Origin of the sequence: Luteimonas padinae, assembly GCF_014652935.1 — a bacterium.
GTDB lineage: Bacteria > Pseudomonadota > Gammaproteobacteria > Xanthomonadales > Xanthomonadaceae > Luteimonas > Luteimonas padinae.
This window is the reverse complement of the sequence record NZ_BMZT01000001.1, coordinates 223,708-242,987: the sequence shown is the minus strand read 5'-3', so window position 1 is coordinate 242,987 and position 19,280 is coordinate 223,708. Positions and strand designations below refer to the sequence as shown.

Sequence of the window (19,280 nt, the reverse complement as noted above, 5' to 3'; positions counted from 1 at the left end):
GCGGCGGGGGACAATACGCGGATGACCGCCAGATCCGCCCCTGCCGACGCTCCCGTCGGCGCCGCTCCCGACGCCCCCGCCGACGCCCGCCCCGCGAGCCCCGTCCAGCCGGATCCGGGGCTGCTCGCGGACTGGGCGCGCCGCGTCGGCGCGCTGTCGGACGGGATCCGGGCGCTGCTGGCCGTGGTCGTCGCCGAGGGCGGCCCGGCCGTGGCCGACCACTTCTACGGCGTCATGCTGGAGGACCCGCGGGCGGCGCGCTATCTCGATGTCGACCAGGTGCGCGAGCGCCTGAAGCCCTCGCTCCAGCGCTGGCTGGCCGCGCTGCTGGCCGCGCGACCCGGCGACATCGACGCGCTGCAGGCCACCCAGGAGCATGTCGGCCAGGTCCACGCCCGCATCGGCATCCCGGTCGACCTCGTCGCCCGCGGCGGCCGCATGCTCAAGGACGACCTGCACGCCGGCATCCGCAGGCATGCCGGCAGCGACCGGCTGGCGCTGGACGCCATCGTCTGCGCCGACGGCCTGGTCGACATCGCGCTGGAATCGATGACCCGCGCCTACACCCGCTCGCGCGAGGCCGCCGGCCAGGTCGACGGCGCCTTCCGGCTGTTCTCGCTGATCCAGAACATCGGCACCGAACGCGAGCGCCAGCGCGCGCTGCTGCTGACCTGGGAGAACGCGCTGATCTACGCCCTGACCTCGGAACACCCTGGCCCGCCGGCGCCGCTGCAGATCTCGCGCTCCGAGTTCGGGCTGTGGTTCCTGCACAAGGGCATGGCGAGCTTCGGCGACACCACGGAAACCCGCGAGGTCAACCTCATCGCCGCGCGCATGGACAGCATCCTGCGTGCGCGCCTGCCCGAGGCCGACACCATCGCCGCGCGCCGCGAGCTGCTCGACGAACTGCGCGCGGGCGCGGACGCCATCCGCAGCCTGGTCACGATCATGTTCGACGGCATCGGCGACCTGGAATCGGGCCGCGACGCGCTGACCCGCCTGCTCAACCGCCGCTTCCTGCCGACCATCCTGCGCCGCGAGATCGCGCTGCAGGCGAATACCGGGCGCCAGTTCGCGGTGCTGATGCTCGACCTCGACCACTTCAAGTCGATCAACGACACCCACGGCCACGAGGCCGGGGACCGCGCGCTCAAGCACGTCGCCGCCCTGCTGGTGGACAACACCCGAGGCAGCGACTACCTCTTCCGCTACGGCGGCGAGGAGTTCGTGGTGGTGCTGGGCTCGGTCTCGCACGAGGACGCGAAGGCGATCGCCGAAGGCCTGCGCAACGCGATCGCATCGTCCCCGGTGGCGCTGGCCGACGGCAGCACGCTGTCACTCACCGGCAGCATCGGCGTCGCCGTCCAGGACGGCCATCCGGACTACGAGCGCGTGCTGGCGCGCGCCGACGCCGCCATGTACGCGGCCAAGCGGGGCGGCCGCGACCGCGTCGTCATGGACGATGGCGACCTGCCCGACCCGCCCGGCGTCCGCGCCCTGCAGCACTGAAGCCCCGACCCCGCCCGGCTACAATCCGCTGTCCCGCGCGCGACCGCCGCGCGCCCCGCACGCCGGACGCATGACGCTGGACAAGACGCCCGAACACACCCCGCTGATGCGCCAGTTCTTCGCCGCCAAGGCGGAGCACGCCGACGTGCTGCTGTTCTTCCGCATGGGCGATTTCTACGAGCTGTTCTACGACGACGCGCGCAAGGCCGCGCGGCTGCTCGACATCACCCTGACCCAGCGCGGCAGCTCCGGCGGGCAGCCGATCCCGATGGCCGGCGTGCCGCACCACGCCGCCGAGGGCTACCTCGCGCGCCTGGTCGCGCTGGGCGAGTCGGTCGCCATCTGCGAGCAGGTCGGCGATCCCGCCACCAGCAAGGGACTGGTCGAGCGCAAGGTGGTGCGGATCGTCACACCCGGCACGGTGACCGACGAGGCCCTGCTGTCGGAGCGCCGCGACACGCTGCTGCTCGCGCTCAGCCGCGGCCGCGACGGCTACGGCCTGGCCTGGGCCGACCTGTCGGCCGGGCGCTTCCTCGCCAACGAGGTCAGCGGCGACGACGCGCTGGAGGCCGAGCTCGCCCGGCTGGATCCCGCCGAGCTGCTGCTGCCCGACGAGGAAGGCTGGCCGGCCTGCGCCACCGCGCGCAGCGGCGTGCGTCGCCGCGCGCCCTGGCTGTTCGACGCCGACAGCGGCCGCCGCCAGCTGCTGCGCTTCTTCGAGATGCACGACCTGGCTGCCTTCGGCATCGACGACCGGCCACAGGCCATCGCCGCCGCCGCCGCCCTGCTCGGCTACGTCGAGGAGACGCAGAAGCAGCGCCTGCCCCACCTCACCTCGATCGCGCTCGAGTCCAGCGACGGCGCGATCGCGATGAACGCCGCCACCCGCCGCCACCTCGAGCTCGACACGCGCATCGACGGCGAGCAGAAGCACACCCTGCTCGGCGTGCTCGACAGCACCGTGACGCCGATGGGCGGGCGCCTGCTGCGGCGCTGGCTGCACCGGCCGCTGCGCGACCGCGACACCGTCGGCCAGCGCCAACAGGCCGTGGCCGCGCTGATCGACACCGGTGCCGAGGGCGACCTGCGCGAGCTGTTCCGGGGCCTGGGCGACGTCGAGCGCATCCTGTCGCGCATCGCGCTGCGTTCGGCGCGGCCCCGCGACCTGTCCACGCTGCGCGACGCGCTCGGCATGCTTCCCGGCGTGCGCACGCAGCTCGCGCATGTCGATTCGCCGCGGCTGCAGGCGCTCATCGACGCCCTGGGCGAGCACGCCGACCAGGCCGCGCTGCTGGCCGATGCCCTGGTGGCACAGCCGCCGGTGCTGGCGCGCGACGGCGGCGTCTTCGCCGACGGCTTCGACGCCGAACTGGCCGAGCTGCGCCGGCTGTCGACCAGCGCCGACCAGTTCCTCGTCGACCTCGAGGCCCGCGAACGCGAGGCCAGCGGCATTCCCACGCTCAAGGTCGGCTACAACCGCGTGCACGGCTATTACCTTGAAGTCGGCAAGGCGCACGCGGCGAAGGCACCGACCCACTACACCCGCCGCCAGACCCTGGCCAACGCCGAACGCTACATCACCGAGGAGCTGAAGGGCTTCGAGGACAAGGTGCTGTCCGCGCGCGAGCGCGCGCTGGCCCGCGAGCGCCTGCTGTACGAGCAGCTGCTGGACGAGCTCAACCTGCACCTGGAATCGCTCAAGCGCTGCGCCGGCGCGCTGGCCGAGCTGGACGTGCTGGCCGGACTCGCCGAGCGCGCGCAGGCCCTGGACTGGTCGCGCCCCGAGCTGGTCGACGAGGCCTGCCTGGAGATCCAGCGTGGCCGCCACCCGGTGGTGGAAGCGGTGCGCGACGAGCCCTTCGAGCCCAACGACCTGGTGCTGGGCGAGGACCGCCGCATGCTGGTGATCACCGGCCCGAACATGGGCGGCAAGAGCACCTACATGCGCCAGAACGCGCTGATCGTGCTGCTGGCGCACATCGGCAGCTTCGTGCCGGCGAGCGCCGCGCGCATCGGCCCGATCGACCGCATCCTGACCCGCATCGGTGCCGGCGACGACCTCGCCCGCGGCCAGTCGACCTTCATGGTCGAGATGAGCGAGACCAGCCACATCCTCCACCACGCCACCGCGCAGTCGCTGGTGCTGATGGACGAGATCGGCCGCGGCACTTCGACCTACGACGGCCTGGCGCTGGCCGAGGCCTGCGCCCGCCACCTGGCGGGGCACAACCGCTGCTACACCCTGTTCGCGACGCACTACTTCGAACTCACCGCGCTGGCCGCGCCGGGCAGCGGCATCGCCAACGTGCACCTGGACGCGGTCGAGCATGGCGACGCGCTGGTGTTCATGCACGCGGTCAAGGACGGGCCGGCCAACCGCAGCTTCGGCCTGCAGGTGGCGGCGCTGGCGGGGCTGCCGAAGCTGGTGCTGCGGCAGGCGCGCGCGCGGCTGGCCGAGCTGGAGCAGCAGGGGCCGCCGGCCTCGCCGCCGCTGTCGCCGGAAGCGCTGGATGCGCCGCAGCAGTTCGGGCTGTTCGCGCCCTCCTCCGCCGCGCTGGAGGCGCTGGCCGGCATCGATCCCGACGATCTGACGCCCAAGCAGGCCCTTGAGGCGCTGTACCGGCTCAAGGCGCTGTCGTGAGCACGCGGCGCAGCGGCGATGCCGCCGGCGCCGGCCATCCGCTGGATACGGGAACCGGCGTGCGCATCGATGCCCTGCTCACCGGCGCCGCGGTGCCCTACACGCGCCCGGGCAGCCGCAGCGCGATCGCCAAGTCGCCGCGCAGCGGCCCGGTGCACATCGGCGAGCAGGGCCTGGAAGGCGACGAACAGGGCGACCTGCGCGTGCACGGCGGCGTGGACAAGGCCGTGCACCATTACCCGTTCGAGCACTACGCGGCCTGGCGCGCGGAACTGGGCGAGCTGCCGGTGCTGGCGACGCCCGGCGCCTTCGGCGAGAACCTCAGCAGCCACGCCCTGGACGAGTCGACCGTGTGCATCGGCGACCGCTATGCGCTGGGCAGCGCGGTGCTCGAGGTCAGCCAGGGCCGGCAGCCGTGCTGGAAGCTCAACGACCGCTTCGGCGTGCGCGACATGGCGCGGCGGGTCCAGGGCAGCGGCCGCACCGGCTGGTACTACCGCGTGCCGCAACCCGGCAGCGCGCAGGCCGGCGACGCGCTCGTCCTGCTCGAGCGCCCCTGGCCGGCGTGGCCGCTGCGCCGGCTGATGCGCCTGCTCGCCGAGCGCGTGCTCGATCCAGAGCAGTTGGCCGAAGCCCTGGAGCTGCCGCTGGTGCCGTCGTGGCGCACCCTGCTCGAGCGCCGGCTCGCGTCCCGCCAGGTCGAGGACTGGGGCCGTCGCATCGACGGGCCCGCACCGGGCTGAGACGGCCACGCCGCCACGGCGCGCGCGTAGTATCGGGGGAACCCCAGTGACAGGAGTTCCGTGATGGCCAGCCTGACCGAAGACCTCGCCGCCCAGCTCCGCGGCGCGCCGACCAGCCAGCTCGCGCAGCAGTTGGGCATCAGCCAGGAGCAGTCGTCGGCGGCGATCAGCGCAGCGCTGCCGCTGCTCATGGGCGCGCTCGGCAGGAACGCCAGCCAACCACAGGGCGCGCAGGCGCTGTTCGGTGCGCTGCAGAAGGACCACGCCGGCATGGACATCGGCAGCGTGCTGGGCGCGGTGCTGGGCGGCAGCCAGGCACGCCAGGCCGACGGCACGGGCATCCTCGGCCACATCTTCGGCGGCCAGCAGGCCCGCGCGGAAACCGGCGTCGCCCAGGCCACCGGCCTCGGCCAAGGCCAGGCCGGGCAGCTGCTGAAGCTGCTGGCGCCGATCGTGATGGCCTATCTCGCAAAGCGGGTGATGTCCGGCGGCGCATCGCAGCAGGCCGGCGGCGCCCAGGCACTGGGCGGCCTGCTCGGCCAGGAGCAGCAGCAGATCCGCCAGCAGGGCGGCCTGGGCGGCGGCCTGCTCGGCGCCGTGCTGGACCAGGACGGCGACGGCGAGCTCGGCATCGGCGACCTGATGAAGCTCGGGGGCCTGTTCGGAAAGAAGTGAGCCAGGGCCAATAGAGACGCCCTATCGATCGATTTCCATCATTCGATTTCACCTTTCTATCAGGCGGACGTAGAGTCGATCGCAGACCCTCGTCAGCCACCTGAACCCAGGAGCCAGCGCAATGAGCAAGCCTTCCGACAACGCCCCGAAGAAGTGCCCAGTCACGCACCTGACCACCGACTTCGGTGCGCCGGTGCCGGACAACCAGAACAGCCTCACCGCCGGCCCGCGCGGCCCGCTGCTGGCCCAGGACGTCTGGCTGCATGAGAAGCTCGGCAACTTCGTGCGCGAGGTGATCCCGGAGCGCCGCATGCACGCCAAGGGCTCGGGTGCCTTCGGCACCTTCACCGTCACCAACGACATCACCAGGTACACCCGCGCCGCGATCTTCTCCAAGGTCGGCAAGCAGACCGAGATGTTCGCCCGCTTCACCACCGTGGCCGGCGAGCGCGGCGCGGCCGACGCCGAGCGCGACATCCGCGGCTTCGCGCTGAAGTTCTACACCGAGGAAGGCAACTGGGACATGGTCGGCAACAACACGCCGGTCTTCTTCATCCGCGACCCGCGCAAGTTCCCCGACCTCAACAAGGTGGTGAAGCGCGACCCGCGCACCAACCTGCGTTCGGCCACCAACAACTGGGACTGGTGGACGCTGCTGCCCGAGGCCCTGCACCAGGTCACCATCGTGATGAGCGACCGCGGCATCCCGAAGTCCTACCGCCACATGCACGGCTTCGGCTCCCACACCTACAGCTTCTGGAACGAAGCCGGCGAGCGCTACTGGGTGAAGTTCCACTTCCGCACCCAGCAGGGCATCGAGAACCTGAGCGACGCCGAAGCCGCCGAGGCCATCGGCAACGACCGCGAGACCCACCAGCGCGACCTGTACGAAGCGATCGAGCGCGGCGACTTCCCGAAGTGGAAGATGTACGTGCAGATCATGCCGGAGACCGACGCGGAGAAGGTGCCCTACCACCCCTTCGACCTGACCAAGGTGTGGCCGAAGGGCGACTACCCGCTGATCGAGGTCGGCGAGTTCGAGCTCAACAGGAATCCGGAGAACTTCTTCGCCGACGTCGAGCAGAGCGCCTTCGCGCCGTCGAACCTGGTGCCGGGCATCGGCGCCTCGCCGGACAAGATGCTGCAGTCGCGCCTGTTCAACTACGCCGACGCGCAGCGCTACCGCCTGGGCACCAACTACCAGCAGATCCCGGTGAACAGGGCGCGCTGCCCGGTCAACAGCAACCACCGCGACGGCATCGGCCGGGTGGACGGCAACTACGGCAGCCTGCCCCACTACGAGCCCAACAGCTTCAACCAGTGGCAGGAGCAGCCGCAGTTCCGCGAGCCGCCGCTGAAGATCACCGGCGACGCCGACTGGTGGAACTTCCGCGACGACGATGCCAACTACTACAAGCAGCCCGGCGACCTGTTCCGCCTGATGACCCCGGAGAAGCAGCAGCTGCTGTTCGACAACACCGCCCGCGCCATGGGCGATGCGCCGGACTTCATCAAGCGCCGTCACGTGGAGAACTGCACGAAGGCCGACCCGGCCTACGGCGCGGGCGTGGAGGCCGCGCTGCGCAAGCTGGGTGCGTTCGCGGGCGAGGACTCTCCAAACAGCCTCGACTGAGGCCCGCCGACTTCCCGCGAGGGGATCAGGCAAGCACGAAGCCGCGGCTCCCCGGGGGGCCGCGGCTTTTTCTTGGTTCTTCGCCCAATCGGGGGGAATGTTCGCGTTGGTGTTTTTCGGGCTGCGGCGGCCCGACGCGGACGCAGGGGGCACTACCTTTCCCGCGGTCTGGAAAGACATCGAACCCTGACTGCGCGATTCCTTCCCGACTCGGTCTCGCCACTCCCTGTCGCGGCTGCCGCCGCGATCGCTGTCGCCCTGCTGCTGATGCTGGCGTTGCGGGTGCGGTTTGCTGCGGTGCTGTGCTGGTGCTGCTGTTGTTGCTGTTGCTGTTGCCCTCGATCTTTCCCGAGGCCGGACCTCGCCACAGCCCGTCGCGCGCACAGGGGGTGTGCGGACAGCCGGCCATCGATGGCCGGCGGCCGGCAGTGGGAGCAGGACGCGCAGATGCCGGGGGAGCACACCCCCTGTGTGCGCGACGGGCCGCGTACACCACCACGGAGCCGACTTGCATCACGACCCAACCCCGCAAGCATCTCTGGCCTTAGCAGACGCCGATCCAACATCACCACAGCCAGCTCGACCGCGAGCATCTTCCCCTCACCTGGGAGAAGAAGCTTTTTCTTGCCGCCGCTCAGCTCAGGTCGATATCGCCCAGCGCCCGGATCAGGCGCCGCGCCCGCTTGTCCGGGCGATGCTCCGGCGGCCGGTAGCCGTCACGCGCCGCTCGCCGGGCCAGCCGCATCTCCTCGCGCGCCTGCACCGAGGCATCCGACTCGCGGTAGAGCTGCTGCGCGACCGGCGCCGGGCCGCGGTCGTCCGAAATCCCCAGCACCTCGATCTCGAAGACCTCCTCGCCGCGCACCACGCGCAGCGCATCGCCCACCCGCACCGTGCGCGAGGCCTTGGGCCGCTGCCCGCCGACCTCGACCTTGCCGGTCTCGACCGCCTGCTTCGCCAAGGTCCGCGTGCGGAAGAAGCGCGCGGCCCACAGCCACACGTCGATGCGGACGGCGCTCGCCTGCCCGGTTTCATTCGCCTCATGCGCCATCCCCGGATTCTAGCGTCGCGGAGTCCTGCCCGAGCCGGCGATCACGCGCGCTCTGGCAGGATGCGCGGATGCCGAAGACCTCCACGCACGACCTCACCCGCGGTGCCATCGCTCCCACCCTGCTGGTCTTCGCGCTGCCGATCCTGGCCGGCAACGTGCTGCAGTCGCTCAACGGCTCGGTGAACGCGGTCTGGGTCGGCCGCTTCCTCGGCGAGGAGGCGCTGGTGGCGACCGCCAACGCCAACAACATCATGTTCTTCCTGCTGGGCTCGGTGTTCGGCATCGGCATGGCGGCGACCATCCTCGTCGCCCAGGCCATCGGCGCCCGGGACCCGGTGCAGGCGCGACGGGTGATCGGCAGCAGCGCCACGTTCTTCGGCGCGATATCGTTGCTGGTGGCCGCAGCGGGGCTGCCGCTGGCGCGCCATATCCTGACCTGGATGGGCACGCCGGACGCCTCGCTGCCGCTGGCCGAGGCCTACCTGCAGGTGATCTTCCTCGCCGTGCCCTTCCTCTACATGTTCGCCTTCATCAGCGCCGTCCTGCGCGGCGCCGGCGACACCCGCACGCCCTTCGTGTTCCTGGCGCTGGTGGTGGTGATCGACATCATCGTCAACCCGGTGCTGATCTTCGGGCTCGGCCCGTTCCCGGAGATGGGGATCGCCGGTTCGGCGGGAGCCACGCTCGTGGCCAATGCCTGCAGTCTCGCGGCCCTTGTCGCCTGGCTGCGCTGGCGCCGGCATCCGCTGTGGATCCCGCGCGGCGAGCTGCGCGCCTACGTGCCGGACTTCGCCATCGTGCGTGCGCTGGTGGTCAAGGGCGTGCCGATGGGGCTGCAGATGATCCTGGTGTCGCTGGCGATGCTGGTGATGATCAGCATGGTCAATGCCTACGGCGTCGACACCGCATCGGCCTACGGCGCCACGCTGCAGCTCTGGACCTACGTGCAGATGCCGGCGATGGCGATGGGCGCGGCCTGCACTTCGATGGCGGCCCAGAACGTGGGCGCAGGGCGCTGGGACCGGGTCGACGGCACCATGCGCGTGGGCGTGGCCTTCAACTTCCTGCTGACCGGACTGCTGATCGCGCCACTGCTGCTGTTCGGCGAATCGATCCTGTCGCTGTTCCTGCCGCCGGGCAGCCCGTCGATCGCCGCGGGCCAGCACATCAACCTGGTCGCGATCTGGTCGTTCCTGTTCTTCGGCGTGAACTTCGTGGTCTCGGGCGTGGTGCGCTCGACCGGCGCGGTGGTACCGCCGCTGCTGATCCTGGTGTTCGCGCTGTGGGGCATCCGCGTCCCCTTCGCCAACCTGTTGCAGCCGGCGCTGGGCGCGGATGCGATCTGGCTGAGCTTCCCGGTGAGCGCGCTGTGCGCGATGTTGCTGTCGCTGGCCTACTACCGCTGGGGCCAGTGGCGCGAGGCGCGGATGCTGGCCGGCGACAGGGACACCGACGCCATGGCGATCCCCGCCGAGGTGCCCGCGCAGCCGCCCGCGCCCGTGGCCGACCCTTGCCCGCGCACGCGCGCCGCGGACGCCGTGGCCGGGAGCTGAGCGGGCCCGGGAACGCGAACGGCCGCCCTGTGGCGGCCGTCCGTCCTGCTGGCGGGGCGTGCCCCGTGCCGTGGCTTACTCGGCGGCGGCTTCGGCAGCCGCGGCGGCCTCGGCAGCGGCCTTGGCGCGCGCCTTGGCGTTGCCCGCCAGGTCTTCCTTGATGCGCGCCTTGCGGCCCTCGAGCTCGCGCAGGTAGTACAGCTTGCCGGCGCGGACGGCACCGCGGCGCTTCACTTCGACCGAGTCGATCGCGGCGCTGTGGCTCTGGAACACGCGCTCGACGCCGAAGCCGTGGGAAATTTTGCGCACGGTGAACGAGGAGTTCAGGCCGGCGTTCTTCTTCGCGATGACCACGCCCTCGTAGGCCTGGACGCGCTCGCGGTTGCCTTCCTTCACCTTGACGTTGACGATCACGGTGTCGCCGGGGCCGAAGACGGGGAGCTGGCGGGTGGCCTGCTCGGTCTCGAAGGTCTGCAGCAGGGTGTTGAGCGAGGGCTTGTTCATGGTGTGGGATGCCTGTTGGTAGTGCCCTGTGGGCTGTTGTAGCGCGAGTGCACGTGGACCCGCGTCTTGGCGTGGTGACAGCTAGCCGCGCATTGTAACCCGGAGTTTCCCTTTGGCGCTAGGGGCTTAGCTTCCGCCCAGGGGCGGCAGGCCGGCCTCGGCCAGTGCCTCCTCGAGCAGGCGGCGGTCGGCCTTCGCGAGGGTCGCGGGGTCGACGAGGTCCGGCCGCCGCTGCCAGGTGCGCAGCAGCGACTGCTGCCGGCGCCAGCGCGCGATCAGGGCGTGGTTGCCCGACAGCAGCACCGGCGGCACCGTGCCCAGCGCGTGCTCCACCGGGCGGGTGTAGTGCGGGCAGTCCAGCAGCAGCGGGCCGTCGCCACCGTCGGCGGACGGCTCGAAGCTGTCCTGGGCGGCGGACTCGGCATCGTTCAGCGCCCCCGGCAGCAGCCGGGCCACGGCGTCCACCACCACCGCGGCGGCCAGTTCGCCGCCCGACAGCACGTAGTCGCCGATCGAGATCTCTTCGTCGACCTCGGCCGCGAGCAGGCGCTCGTCCACGCCCTCGTAACGGCCGCAGAGCAGCACCAGCCGCGGCAGCGCCGCCAGCTCGCGCGCCTTCGCCTGGTCGAACGGGCGGCCCTGCGGGCTCATGTAGACCACGTGCGCCGGCCGGGGATCGGCGGCGCGGACCGCGGCCAAGGTCGTGCGCAGCGGGTCGACCAGCATCACCATGCCGGGCCCTCCGCCGAAGGGCCGGTCGTCGACGCGGCGGTAGTTGCCCTCGGCGTGGTCGCGCGGATTCCAGCCCTGCAGCGCCAGCAGCCCGCGCTCGCCCGCGCGCCCGACCACGCCGTACCCGGCGACCTGGGCGACGAAGTCGGGGAAGAGGCTGACGATGTCGATGCGCAGGGCGGTGCCGGCGGCGTCCCCGCCTCCGGACACGGGCACGTCGACGCCTGCGCCGACCACGCCTAGAACTCCGGATCCCAGTCGACCGTGACCAGGCCGGCCTCGAAATCCACCGAGACCACGTAGTCCGGGGTCACGAAGGGGATCATGCGCTCACGGTCGCCGCGCGCGACCAGCACGTCGTTGGCGCCGGTGGAGAACAGGTGCGAGACGGTGCCGAAGTCCACCCCCTCGACGTTGGCCACCCGCAGGCCCTCGAGATCGACCCAGTAGTACTCGCCCGGGGCCGGCGGCGGCAGCGCCGAACGCGGCACCCAGACCTCGGTGCCGCGCATGGCCTCGGCCGCGTCCCGGTCCTCGATGCCGGGGATCGTGGCCACCAGGCCCTTGCCGCCCTCGCGGCCGCGCGCGCCCGAAAGCTCGCGCTCCCGGCCCTGCGCGTCGCGCAGGATCCAGGGCTGGTAGCGGAAGATCGCCCGCTCCGGATCGGTGAACGATTCCAGCTTCAGTTCGCCACGCACGCCAAAGGCGCCGTGGACCCTGCCCAGCAGGATGCGGCGCCCTTGGGTATCCATGTGCAGGATGCGGCCGCGCGCGGAGGGCGCGGCCGGCGCATCAGGCGGCGGTGGCCGCCGCGGCCTTGGCCGCTTCCTTGTACAGGTCGCGGACCTTGTCGGTCAGCTGCGCGCCCTGCTTGACCCAGTGGTCGACGCGGGTGGTGTCGAGCACCACGCGCTGCTCGGCGCCCTGGGCGACGGGGTTGTAGTAGCCCACGCGCTCGATGTTGCGGCCGTCCCGCGCGCTGCGGGAGTCGGTGACGATGATGTGGTAGAAGGGGCGCTTCTTGGCGCCGCCGCGGGTGAGGCGGATCTTGACCATGGTGGTTTCCGTGTTGCCCAGTCGCCAGGATGGCGAGGTAAGCCGGGCATTGTAGCGGAAGCCGCGACGGCGCGCGACACCCTGCCCGGCGCCTGTCCGCGGCCTCAGAACGGCTCGCGCGGGGAGGCGGCGAGCCGTCCGCGCAGCGCCTCCCCGGCTCCCGCGTCGCCACCGAACCGGTGGCCGTCGATGGAGGCGATGTCCTGGATGCCGGTGGAGTTGAGCGCCCAGGCCGCGATGAAGCGCTGCATCGCCGCGACGTGGACGGGCTCCCGGCGTTCCGGCAGGCCTCCCGGGCCGCCAGGGGCTCCCTGCAGCAGCTGCTGCGTCACCCCGTGCAGCGCGGGTCCTTCGGGCCAGACCAGCCCGCCTGCGTCCAGGAAGACGATGTTCCAGAACGTGCCTTCCGCGACACGGCCGTCCGCGGCGACCAGCAGCGCATCGTCGAACCCGGCGTCGCGTGCGGCACGGCGCGCGTCCAGCTGTGGCTCCAGCGCCAGGTGCTTGATGTCGGGGCAGGCGCGGATGCCTGCGTGCGTGCGCAGGCGCAGCGGATGCGCAGCGGCGTGGCGTGGCGCCTCGATGTCAATGCCTGACTCGAGCCGTCCCGCCCCGCTCCCAGCGGGCCCGGCCATGGCCGCGATCGGCATCCACGGGCGGCCATCGCCGCCATCATCGCTTCCACGGGTGTCGGCGCGGATGCGGATGCGGAGCGTGCAGTCGCCCGCCTCCATGCCCGCCCTGGCCAGCGCCCTGCGGGCTTCCGTACGCAGCGCGTCCGCGTCGGGCACGACGCCGTAGAGCGCGTGGGATGCCGCGACCAGGCGCGCGATGTGCAAGTCGCGGCCCTGGGCCCTGCCGCCCCGCAACTGCATCGTGGTGAAGTGCCCGGCCGCTGCCGGATCACTGGCATCGCCGGCGGCCATGGCATCCCGAACGGGCGTCCCGGTCATGCGGCCGCCGCTGACCTCAGCGGAACGGCATCGCGCCGCGGCCGCCCATCATGCCCTGCAGGCCGCGCATCATGCCCTTCATGCCGCCGCGGCCCAGCTTGCCCATCATCTTTTCCATCTGCTGGTACTGCTTCATCAGCTTGTTGACGTCGGCGGGCGTCACGCCGGAGCCGGCGGCGATGCGCTTGCGGCGCGAGCCGTTGAGCAGCGCCGGGTTGCGGCGCTCCTTCTTCGTCATCGAATTGATGATCGCGACCATGCGCGGCACTTCCTTGCCGGTGACCTGGTTCTTCACCGTGTCGGGGATCTGGCCCATGCCCGGCAGCTTGTCCATCAGGCCGTGGATGCCGCCCATGTTCTGCATCTGCTCGAGCTGGTCGCGCATGTCGTTCAAATCGAACTTCTTGCCCTTGGCGACCTTCTCGGCGAGCTTCTGCGCCTTGTCCTTGTCGACCTGGCTTTCCACCTGCTCGACCAGCGACAGCACGTCGCCCATGTCGAGGACGCGGCTGGCGATGCGGTCGGGATGGAACACGTCCAGCCCGTCGACCTTCTCGCCGGTGCCGATGAACTTGATCGGGCGGCCGGTGATGTAGCGCACGCTGAGCGCGGCGCCGCCGCGGGCGTCGCCGTCGGTCTTGGTCAGCACCACGCCGGTCAGCGGCAGCGCCTCGCTGAACGCCTTCGCCGTGTTGGCGGCGTCCTGGCCGGTCATGGCGTCGACCACGAACAGGGTCTCGACCGGGTTCACGGCGGCGTGCAGCGCCTTGATCTCGGCCATCATCGCCTCGTCGATGGCGAGGCGGCCGGCGGTGTCGACCAGCAGCACGTCGATGAAGGACTTCCTCGCGTCCTCGATCGCGGCGCGGACGATGTCGACCGGCTTCTGCGCGGCGTCGGACGGGAAGAAGCGCACGTCGACCTGCTGCGCCAGCGTTTCCAGCTGTGCGATGGCGGCCGGACGGTAGACGTCGGCGCTGACCACCATGACCTTCTTCTTCCGCTTCTCCTTCAGGAGCTTGGCGAGCTTGCCGACGGTGGTGGTCTTGCCCGCGCCCTGCAGGCCGGCCATCAGCACCACGGCCGGGGCCGGAACATTGAGGTTGAGCTCGGTGGCGGCCGAGCCCATGACCGCGGTCAGCTCGTCGCGCACGACCTTGATCAGCGCCTGGCCAGGGGTCAGCGACTTCAGCACCTCCTGGCCGACCGCGCGCACCTTGATGCGCTCGATCAGGGCCTGGACCACCGGCAGCGCGACGTCGGCCTCGAGCAGCGCGATACGGACCTCGCGGGTGGCCTCGCGGATGTTCTCCTCGGTCAGCCGGCCACGGCCGCGCAGGCGCTCGATGGTGCCGGAGAGGCGCTGGGTGAGGGATTCGAACATGCGGGGACCTGGGGCGGTGGATCGGGCCGACCAGTATAGCTTTCGGTCCCGGGGCCGAGGCTCCGCCCCCTGTGGCGCACCCGCACCTGCAGGAGCGGCTACAGCCGCGACCGCGTGTCGCTTCGGAAAAGCGGTCGCGGCCATGGCCGCTCCTGCAAGGGGCCGGACGGCGTGAGGGGGTCAGTCGGTCCGGGGTTTGCGGCGCGCCGGCGGGCCGCGGTGGCGCACGCTGTCGCGGACGTCGACCTCGAAGGCGAGCTTCAGCGCTGTCCCGCCACCCTGCAGTCCGAATTCCAGCGCGTCGCGGCACGGCAGCCTGGCGACGTAGTCGCGGACCGCAGCTTCGGGGAGCTCGAAGCACCAGGTGCCGGCATCGGCCTCGAAACCAGCGACCGGCTCTTCCCGCCCCTCTTCGATCGCGAGCGCATCAGGTCGCAGCCGCAGGCGCTGCCGGAACGCGACGCCGGGCGCAGGCGCGGTGGCATTGAGGACATCCTCGCCGGCCAGCAGCCGCGCGAGCTCGTCCTCGCCGATGCGCAGGCGCAGCGACTGGCCCTGCAGCTGGACTTTCACCGCGCCGCATCCGGTCGCGACACCACCGCTGGCGATGCGGCAGGGCCCCCGTCAGGCGCCTCAGGCCTGGTCGCGGCATCGTCGTGCCCGTGGCCCGGGCCGGCGGCATGGCCGGCATCGGCACCGGCCTCGTCCACGCCGCACAGCGAGCAGCCTTCGCTCCACACGCTGTCGCCGTCCTCGTAGTGTTCCTGCTTCCAGATCGGGCTGGTGTGCTTCACGCGCTCGATCAGCTCGCGGCAGGCGCGGAAGGCCTCGTCGCGGTGCGGGGTGCCGGCGGCGATCACCACCGCCAGGTCGCCGACGCCCAGCCGGCCCTTCGCATGCGCCACATACAGCTTCACCTTCGGCCCGAAGCGGGTGTCCATGTCCTCGCAGATTCCGCGGAAGCCGTTCAGCGCCAGCGGCTCGAACATGTCGTAGCTGACGCCGGTGACCACACGGCCGTGGTTCAGGTCGCGCACGCGGCCGGCGAACATGGTCATGCCGCCGAAGCCCGGGTCGGACACGAATGCGATCGCCGCGGCCGGATCCAGTGGACCCTCCGCGATGTCGGTCACCGCGCAGTGGAAGCGCTCCATGCTCAACCCCCGCTCACGGGCGGCAGCACCGCCATCGGTACGCCGTCGGGCACGTGCTCGGCATCGCGCAGCACGGTGGTCTCGCTGGCGAAGGCCGAGGCCTTCAGCAGCTCCGGCCGGTAGGCGGGCCAGTGCGCGCGCGCATGGCGGTCGAGCGCCTCGCGCAGGTCGGCCACGCGCGCCCCGTCGGGCAGCTCCAGCTCCAGCGTCGCGCCGGGATCATGCGCCCGGAAGGCGCCGAACAGCTTCACTTCGACCTTCACTCCAACCTCTCTCCGATCATCGGGGCCTCCAGGTGCCCCGGGCCGTAGACATCGACCATGTCGCCCGCGTCCAGCGCCATCGCATCCACCGGCACCACGATCCAGGCGTTCGCCAGCAGCAGCGGCAGCACCTTGAACGACTCCTGCCCCTTCAGCACCCGCGCCGACAGGCGGCCGTCGGCAAGCTCCACCAGGCCCTTGAGGTGGAAGCGCAGCGCGGCGCGCTTGCTCCAGGGCGCGGCCAGCGGCATCCGCAGCGGTTGCTCGGGCGTCATGCCCGACATCGCGCGCAGCGCGGCCTCGGCAAAGAAGCGGAAGCCGACCGCGCCCGAGGCCGGATTGCCCGGCAGGCCGAAGTACAGCGCGCCGCCGGCCAGGCGCGCGAACAGCAGCGGCCGGCCGGGACGGATCTGCACCTTGTGGAACAGGATGTCGGCGCCAATGCCGCGCAGCGCGTCGGGCACGAAGTCGTGGCGGCCCATCGACACCGCGCCGGTGCTCAGCACCACGTCGGCGCCGGCGGCGAGCGCGCGCTCGAGCACGCCCAGGAAGACCGCGGGCTCGTCGGTGACGGTCTCGCGCAGCACCACCTCGGCACCCGCGGCCTCGACCCGCGCGGCCAGGTAGGGCCCGTTGCTGTTGCGGATCTCGCCCGAGGCGAGCGGGCGCGCCGGATCGTCGACCAGCTCGCGGCCGGTGTTGATGATCGCCACGCGCACGCGGCGCCGCACGGCCACCGTGGTCGCGCCCAGCGATGCCAGCACCATCCGCTCGTTCGCGCCGATGCGGCGGCCCGCCGGCACCGCCAGGGCGCCGCGGGCGATGTCCTCGGCGCGCAGGCGCACGTTGTCGCCGGGGGCAACGTCGGCGGCCAGGCGGATCAGCCGCGGGCGCCCTTCGCCGTCGCGCTCGAGGATTTCAACGCGCTCGATCGGCACCACGCTGTCCAGCCCCTCGGGCATGCGCGCGCCGGTCATGATCTCCCAGGCGCCCTCGCCCGCGGTCGCGGCGTCGTCGCCGGCCACCTGCGAACCGCGCACCTCGAATTCGCGCCCCGCGGCCAGCACCGCGCCCGCCGCGCGCAGCGCGAAGCCGTCCATCGCGGAGTTGTCGAAGGGCGGGAGGTCGACGCCGCTGTCGACCGGTTCGGCCAGCACCAGGCCCTGCGCGTCCTCCGGTGCGCGGCGCTCGACCGGCAGCGCCCGTGCCTCGCGCAGCACGACGGCCAGCGCATCTTCGTAGGAAAGCACCGCGCTCACGGATGGCCCTCGCCGTCGACCATCGCCAGCGCATGCGCCAGCAGCGGCGCGAGGATGTCCATGCCCTGCTTCGCCGCCCGCTGGCTGCCCGGCAAGGCGAACACCAGCATGCGTCCAACCTGCACCACCTCGGCCCGGCTCAACCAGGCCAGCGGCGTGTGCTTCGCACTCTCGCTGCGGAACATCTCGGCCAGCCCGGCGACGCTGCGGTCGGCAACCGCTCGCAGCGCGTCCGGCGTGGCGTCGTTCGGGCCCAGGCCGGTGCCGCCGGTGCACAGCGCGATGCGCACGCCCTCGCCCGCCAGCGCGCGCAGGCGTGTCGCCAGCGGCTCGATGCCGTCAGGCAGGACCTCGGCGTCGGCCACGCGCGCGCCCAGGCGGCGCAGCCCGTCCACCAGCACCGGGCCCGAGCGGTCCTCGTACTCGCCGCGGCTCGCGCGGTCGCTGAGCGTCAGCACCGCGCAGGGCACGTCGTCCAGGCGCGCGAGGTCGCGAGGGCGGTAGTGCGCGCGCTCATCGTCGTCCATGCCTTCGGGGTGCAGCCACAGCCCGCTTTTTCCGCCTTCCTTGAACAGCAGGCGGATGCCGCCGATGCCCAGCGCGGGTTCGACCGGCTTGGTCAGGTCGTACAGCGTCAGCAGCGCGGCGTTGGCACCCGCCAGCGCTTCCATCTCGACGCCGGTGCGGGCTTCGGTGGCGCATTCGCAGTACACGCGGATGGCGTGGCGCTCCGGCACCGGCACGCAGCGCAGCTGTACCAGCTCCAGCGGCAGCGGATGGCACAGCGGCATCAGGGCTGATGCCATCTTCGCGCCCTGCAGGCCGGCGATCTCGGCCATCACCAGCGCATCGCCCTTGGGCAGGCGGCGCTCGACGATCAGCGGGAACGCGTGGGGGCCGGCGGCCAGTTCGCCCACGGCCACCGCGCGGCGGCGGGTCGGTCGCTTGTTGCGGATGTCGGCCATGTGGAACGCGGCCGGACTGTCGTTGCCCATGCGGTGGTTCATCCTCCGATGGAGGCCAGGTGTGGAGTGAGGCCGGTCTCGCCCTGGTGCAGGCCGTGGCCGGCGGCCTTGAGGCCGAGCTGGGTGCTGATGCGCGCGACCAGCGCGTCGAAATCGTCGTCGGACTGCAGCAGCTCGCGCAGGCCGATGCCGAAGTCGCCGAACAGGCACAGGCGCAGGTCGCCGCGTGCGGTCACCCGCAGGCGGTTGCAGCCCTTGCAGAAATCCTTCGAGTACGGCGCGATGATGCCGATGCGGCCGCGGTAGCCGGGATGCGCGTACTCGCGCGCCGGGCCGGCGTCGGGCGCACGCGGGCGCAGCGTCCAGCCGGCCGCCGCCAGCTGCTCCTCGATCGCCTCGGCGCGCAGGTGGTGGCGCTCGAAGAACTCGCGGTTGTCGCCGGTGCGCATCAGCTCGATGAAGCGGATCGCGACATCGCGTTCGCGCAGGTAGTCGAACCAGGCCGGCAGCTCGTCGTCGTTGCGTCCGCGCAGCAGCACCGCGTTGAGCTTGACCGAATCGAAGCCCAGGCCCAGCGCCATCTCCACGCCTTCGGTGACCTCGGCAAAGCGGTCGTGCCCGGTGATCGCGTGGAAGCGCTCCGCATCGAGCGTATCCAGGCTGACGTTGAGCGCGGTCAGGCCGGCCTCGCGCCAGGCGCCGACGTGGCGCGGCAGGTGGGTGCCGTTGGTGGTGATGGCGACGCGGCGGATGCCCGGCACCGAGGCCACGGCCGAGATGATCGGCAGCAGGTCCTTGCGCAGCGTCGGCTCGCCGCCGGTCAGGCGCAGCTTGCTCATGCCGAGCGCGGCGAAGCCGCGGACCAGGCGCCGGATCTCGTCGAGCTCGAGGAAGCGCGCGCGGCCCTCGGCGCGATAGCCGTCCGGCAGGCAGTAGCTGCAGCGGTAGTTGCAGGCCTCCGTCAGCGAGAGGCGCAGATAGGGGAACGACCGCCCGAACCGGTCGACCAGGGCCACCATCGATGTGCTCCATTCCGATACAGGGAAGCCGGCCCGTTTCCAGTCCGACCCGGCGACCCGCGAAGGCCGCGGCCCGGCTGCCATATCCAGAGGACACAGGCGGCCAGGCTTGGAGTCCGCGCGGGACCCGGGCCCCGCGCGTCCAGCCAGCATATCCGTTCCAGACTCGGGCGTCCCCACCCGTTC

The 19,280-nt window shown here is 71.7% G+C and carries 18 protein-coding genes, 1 pseudogene and 1 riboswitch; of the genes and pseudogenes, 6 read left to right on the top strand and 13 right to left on the bottom strand.

From position 1 onward, the window contains the following. Positions 1-21 precede the first annotated feature (21 nt). The 5 genes from IE168_RS01140 (at position 22) to IE168_RS01120 (ending at position 7,201) form a co-directional block, all read left to right on the top strand. Positions 22-1,509 carry a diguanylate cyclase gene (locus tag IE168_RS01140; protein WP_189494261.1) on the top strand — a complete coding sequence of 496 codons (1,488 nt, stop codon included), beginning with the start codon at positions 22-24 and terminating at the stop codon, positions 1,507-1,509. A 70-nt stretch (positions 1,510-1,579) separates the two neighbouring features. Next, the gene (mutS, locus tag IE168_RS01135; RefSeq protein ID WP_189494258.1) at positions 1,580-4,150 is read left to right on the top strand and encodes a DNA mismatch repair protein MutS; all 2,571 of its coding nucleotides are present in this window, start codon (positions 1,580-1,582) and stop codon (positions 4,148-4,150) included. Between the two features lie 41 nt (positions 4,151-4,191). Continuing rightward, positions 4,192-4,893, top strand: coding sequence for an MOSC domain-containing protein (locus tag IE168_RS01130; RefSeq protein WP_189494543.1), 702 nt, complete (start codon positions 4,192-4,194; stop codon positions 4,891-4,893). A 63-nt stretch (positions 4,894-4,956) separates the two neighbouring features. Beyond that, positions 4,957-5,568: a DUF937 domain-containing protein gene (locus IE168_RS01125; protein ID WP_189494255.1), complete on the top strand. Its 612-nt coding sequence runs from the start codon at positions 4,957-4,959 to the stop codon at positions 5,566-5,568. Between the two features lie 121 nt (positions 5,569-5,689). After that, positions 5,690-7,201: a catalase gene (locus IE168_RS01120; protein ID WP_189494253.1), complete on the top strand. Its 1,512-nt coding sequence runs from the start codon at positions 5,690-5,692 to the stop codon at positions 7,199-7,201. A gap of 634 nt (positions 7,202-7,835) precedes the next feature. Here IE168_RS01120 and IE168_RS01115 read toward each other — a convergent pair. Continuing rightward, positions 7,836-8,252: an RNA-binding S4 domain-containing protein gene (locus tag IE168_RS01115; RefSeq protein WP_189494251.1), complete on the bottom strand. Its 417-nt coding sequence runs from the start codon at positions 8,250-8,252 to the stop codon at positions 7,836-7,838. Between the two features lie 68 nt (positions 8,253-8,320). On the opposite strand from IE168_RS01115, the gene IE168_RS01110 reads away from it, so the two are divergent. Continuing rightward, on the top strand, positions 8,321-9,805 hold the full coding sequence (locus IE168_RS01110) for an MATE family efflux transporter (RefSeq protein WP_189494249.1): 1,485 nt from the start codon (positions 8,321-8,323) through the stop codon (positions 9,803-9,805). 75 nt (positions 9,806-9,880) lie between these two features. Here the strand turns inward: IE168_RS01110 and rplS are convergent, their stop codons facing one another. The 12 genes and pseudogenes from rplS to moaA all read right to left on the bottom strand — a co-directional run bounded on the left by rplS (position 9,881) and on the right by moaA (position 19,094). Then, positions 9,881-10,309 carry a 50S ribosomal protein L19 gene (gene rplS, locus IE168_RS01105; protein ID WP_189494248.1) on the bottom strand — a complete coding sequence of 143 codons (429 nt, stop codon included), beginning with the start codon at positions 10,307-10,309 and terminating at the stop codon, positions 9,881-9,883. Between the two features lie 126 nt (positions 10,310-10,435). Beyond that, positions 10,436-11,218: a tRNA (guanosine(37)-N1)-methyltransferase TrmD gene (trmD, locus tag IE168_RS01100; RefSeq protein ID WP_189494541.1), complete on the bottom strand. Its 783-nt coding sequence runs from the start codon at positions 11,216-11,218 to the stop codon at positions 10,436-10,438. A 62-nt stretch (positions 11,219-11,280) separates the two neighbouring features. After that, complete coding sequence (gene rimM / locus IE168_RS01095) at positions 11,281-11,793, bottom strand: ribosome maturation factor RimM (protein ID WP_189494246.1); 513 nt, start codon at positions 11,791-11,793, stop codon at positions 11,281-11,283. 40 nt (positions 11,794-11,833) lie between these two features. Beyond that, positions 11,834-12,097 (bottom strand): 30S ribosomal protein S16, encoded by a 264-nt coding sequence (gene rpsP / locus IE168_RS01090; protein WP_189494243.1) that lies wholly within the window; start codon positions 12,095-12,097, stop codon positions 11,834-11,836. Between the two features lie 104 nt (positions 12,098-12,201). Then, positions 12,202-13,050 carry an aminotransferase class IV gene (locus IE168_RS01085; RefSeq protein WP_189494241.1) on the bottom strand — a complete coding sequence of 283 codons (849 nt, stop codon included), beginning with the start codon at positions 13,048-13,050 and terminating at the stop codon, positions 12,202-12,204. Between the two features lie 16 nt (positions 13,051-13,066). Beyond that, positions 13,067-14,434 (bottom strand): signal recognition particle protein, encoded by a 1,368-nt coding sequence (gene ffh / locus IE168_RS01080; protein WP_189494238.1) that lies wholly within the window; start codon positions 14,432-14,434, stop codon positions 13,067-13,069. 180 nt (positions 14,435-14,614) lie between these two features. Next, positions 14,615-15,007 (bottom strand): hypothetical protein, encoded by a 393-nt coding sequence (locus IE168_RS01075; protein ID WP_189494236.1) that lies wholly within the window; start codon positions 15,005-15,007, stop codon positions 14,615-14,617. 83 nt (positions 15,008-15,090) lie between these two features. Next, positions 15,091-15,588 (bottom strand): annotated as a pseudogene (locus IE168_RS01070) (molybdenum cofactor biosynthesis protein MoaE); the annotation flags it as partial. A gap of 2 nt (positions 15,589-15,590) precedes the next feature. Continuing rightward, the gene (locus tag IE168_RS01065) at positions 15,591-15,851 is read right to left on the bottom strand and encodes a MoaD/ThiS family protein (RefSeq protein WP_189494232.1); all 261 of its coding nucleotides are present in this window, start codon (positions 15,849-15,851) and stop codon (positions 15,591-15,593) included. Next, positions 15,848-17,101 carry a molybdopterin molybdotransferase MoeA gene (locus IE168_RS01060; protein ID WP_189494539.1) on the bottom strand — a complete coding sequence of 418 codons (1,254 nt, stop codon included), beginning with the start codon at positions 17,099-17,101 and terminating at the stop codon, positions 15,848-15,850. Before IE168_RS01060 ends, IE168_RS01065 begins: the two co-directional genes overlap by 4 nt. A 5-nt stretch (positions 17,102-17,106) precedes the next feature. Further along, positions 17,107-18,117, bottom strand: coding sequence for a bifunctional molybdenum cofactor biosynthesis protein MoaC/MoaB (moaCB, locus tag IE168_RS01055; protein ID WP_189494230.1), 1,011 nt, complete (start codon positions 18,115-18,117; stop codon positions 17,107-17,109). Beyond that, entirely contained in the window at positions 18,114-19,094 is a 981-nt protein-coding gene (moaA, locus tag IE168_RS01050) for a GTP 3',8-cyclase MoaA (protein ID WP_189494228.1), read from the bottom strand. The genes moaCB and moaA overlap by 4 nt, the downstream gene beginning before the upstream one ends. Further along, positions 19,086-19,221: riboswitch (molybdenum cofactor riboswitch) on the bottom strand. (Overlaps the previous gene by 9 nt.) Positions 19,222-19,280: the final 59 nt, after the last annotated feature.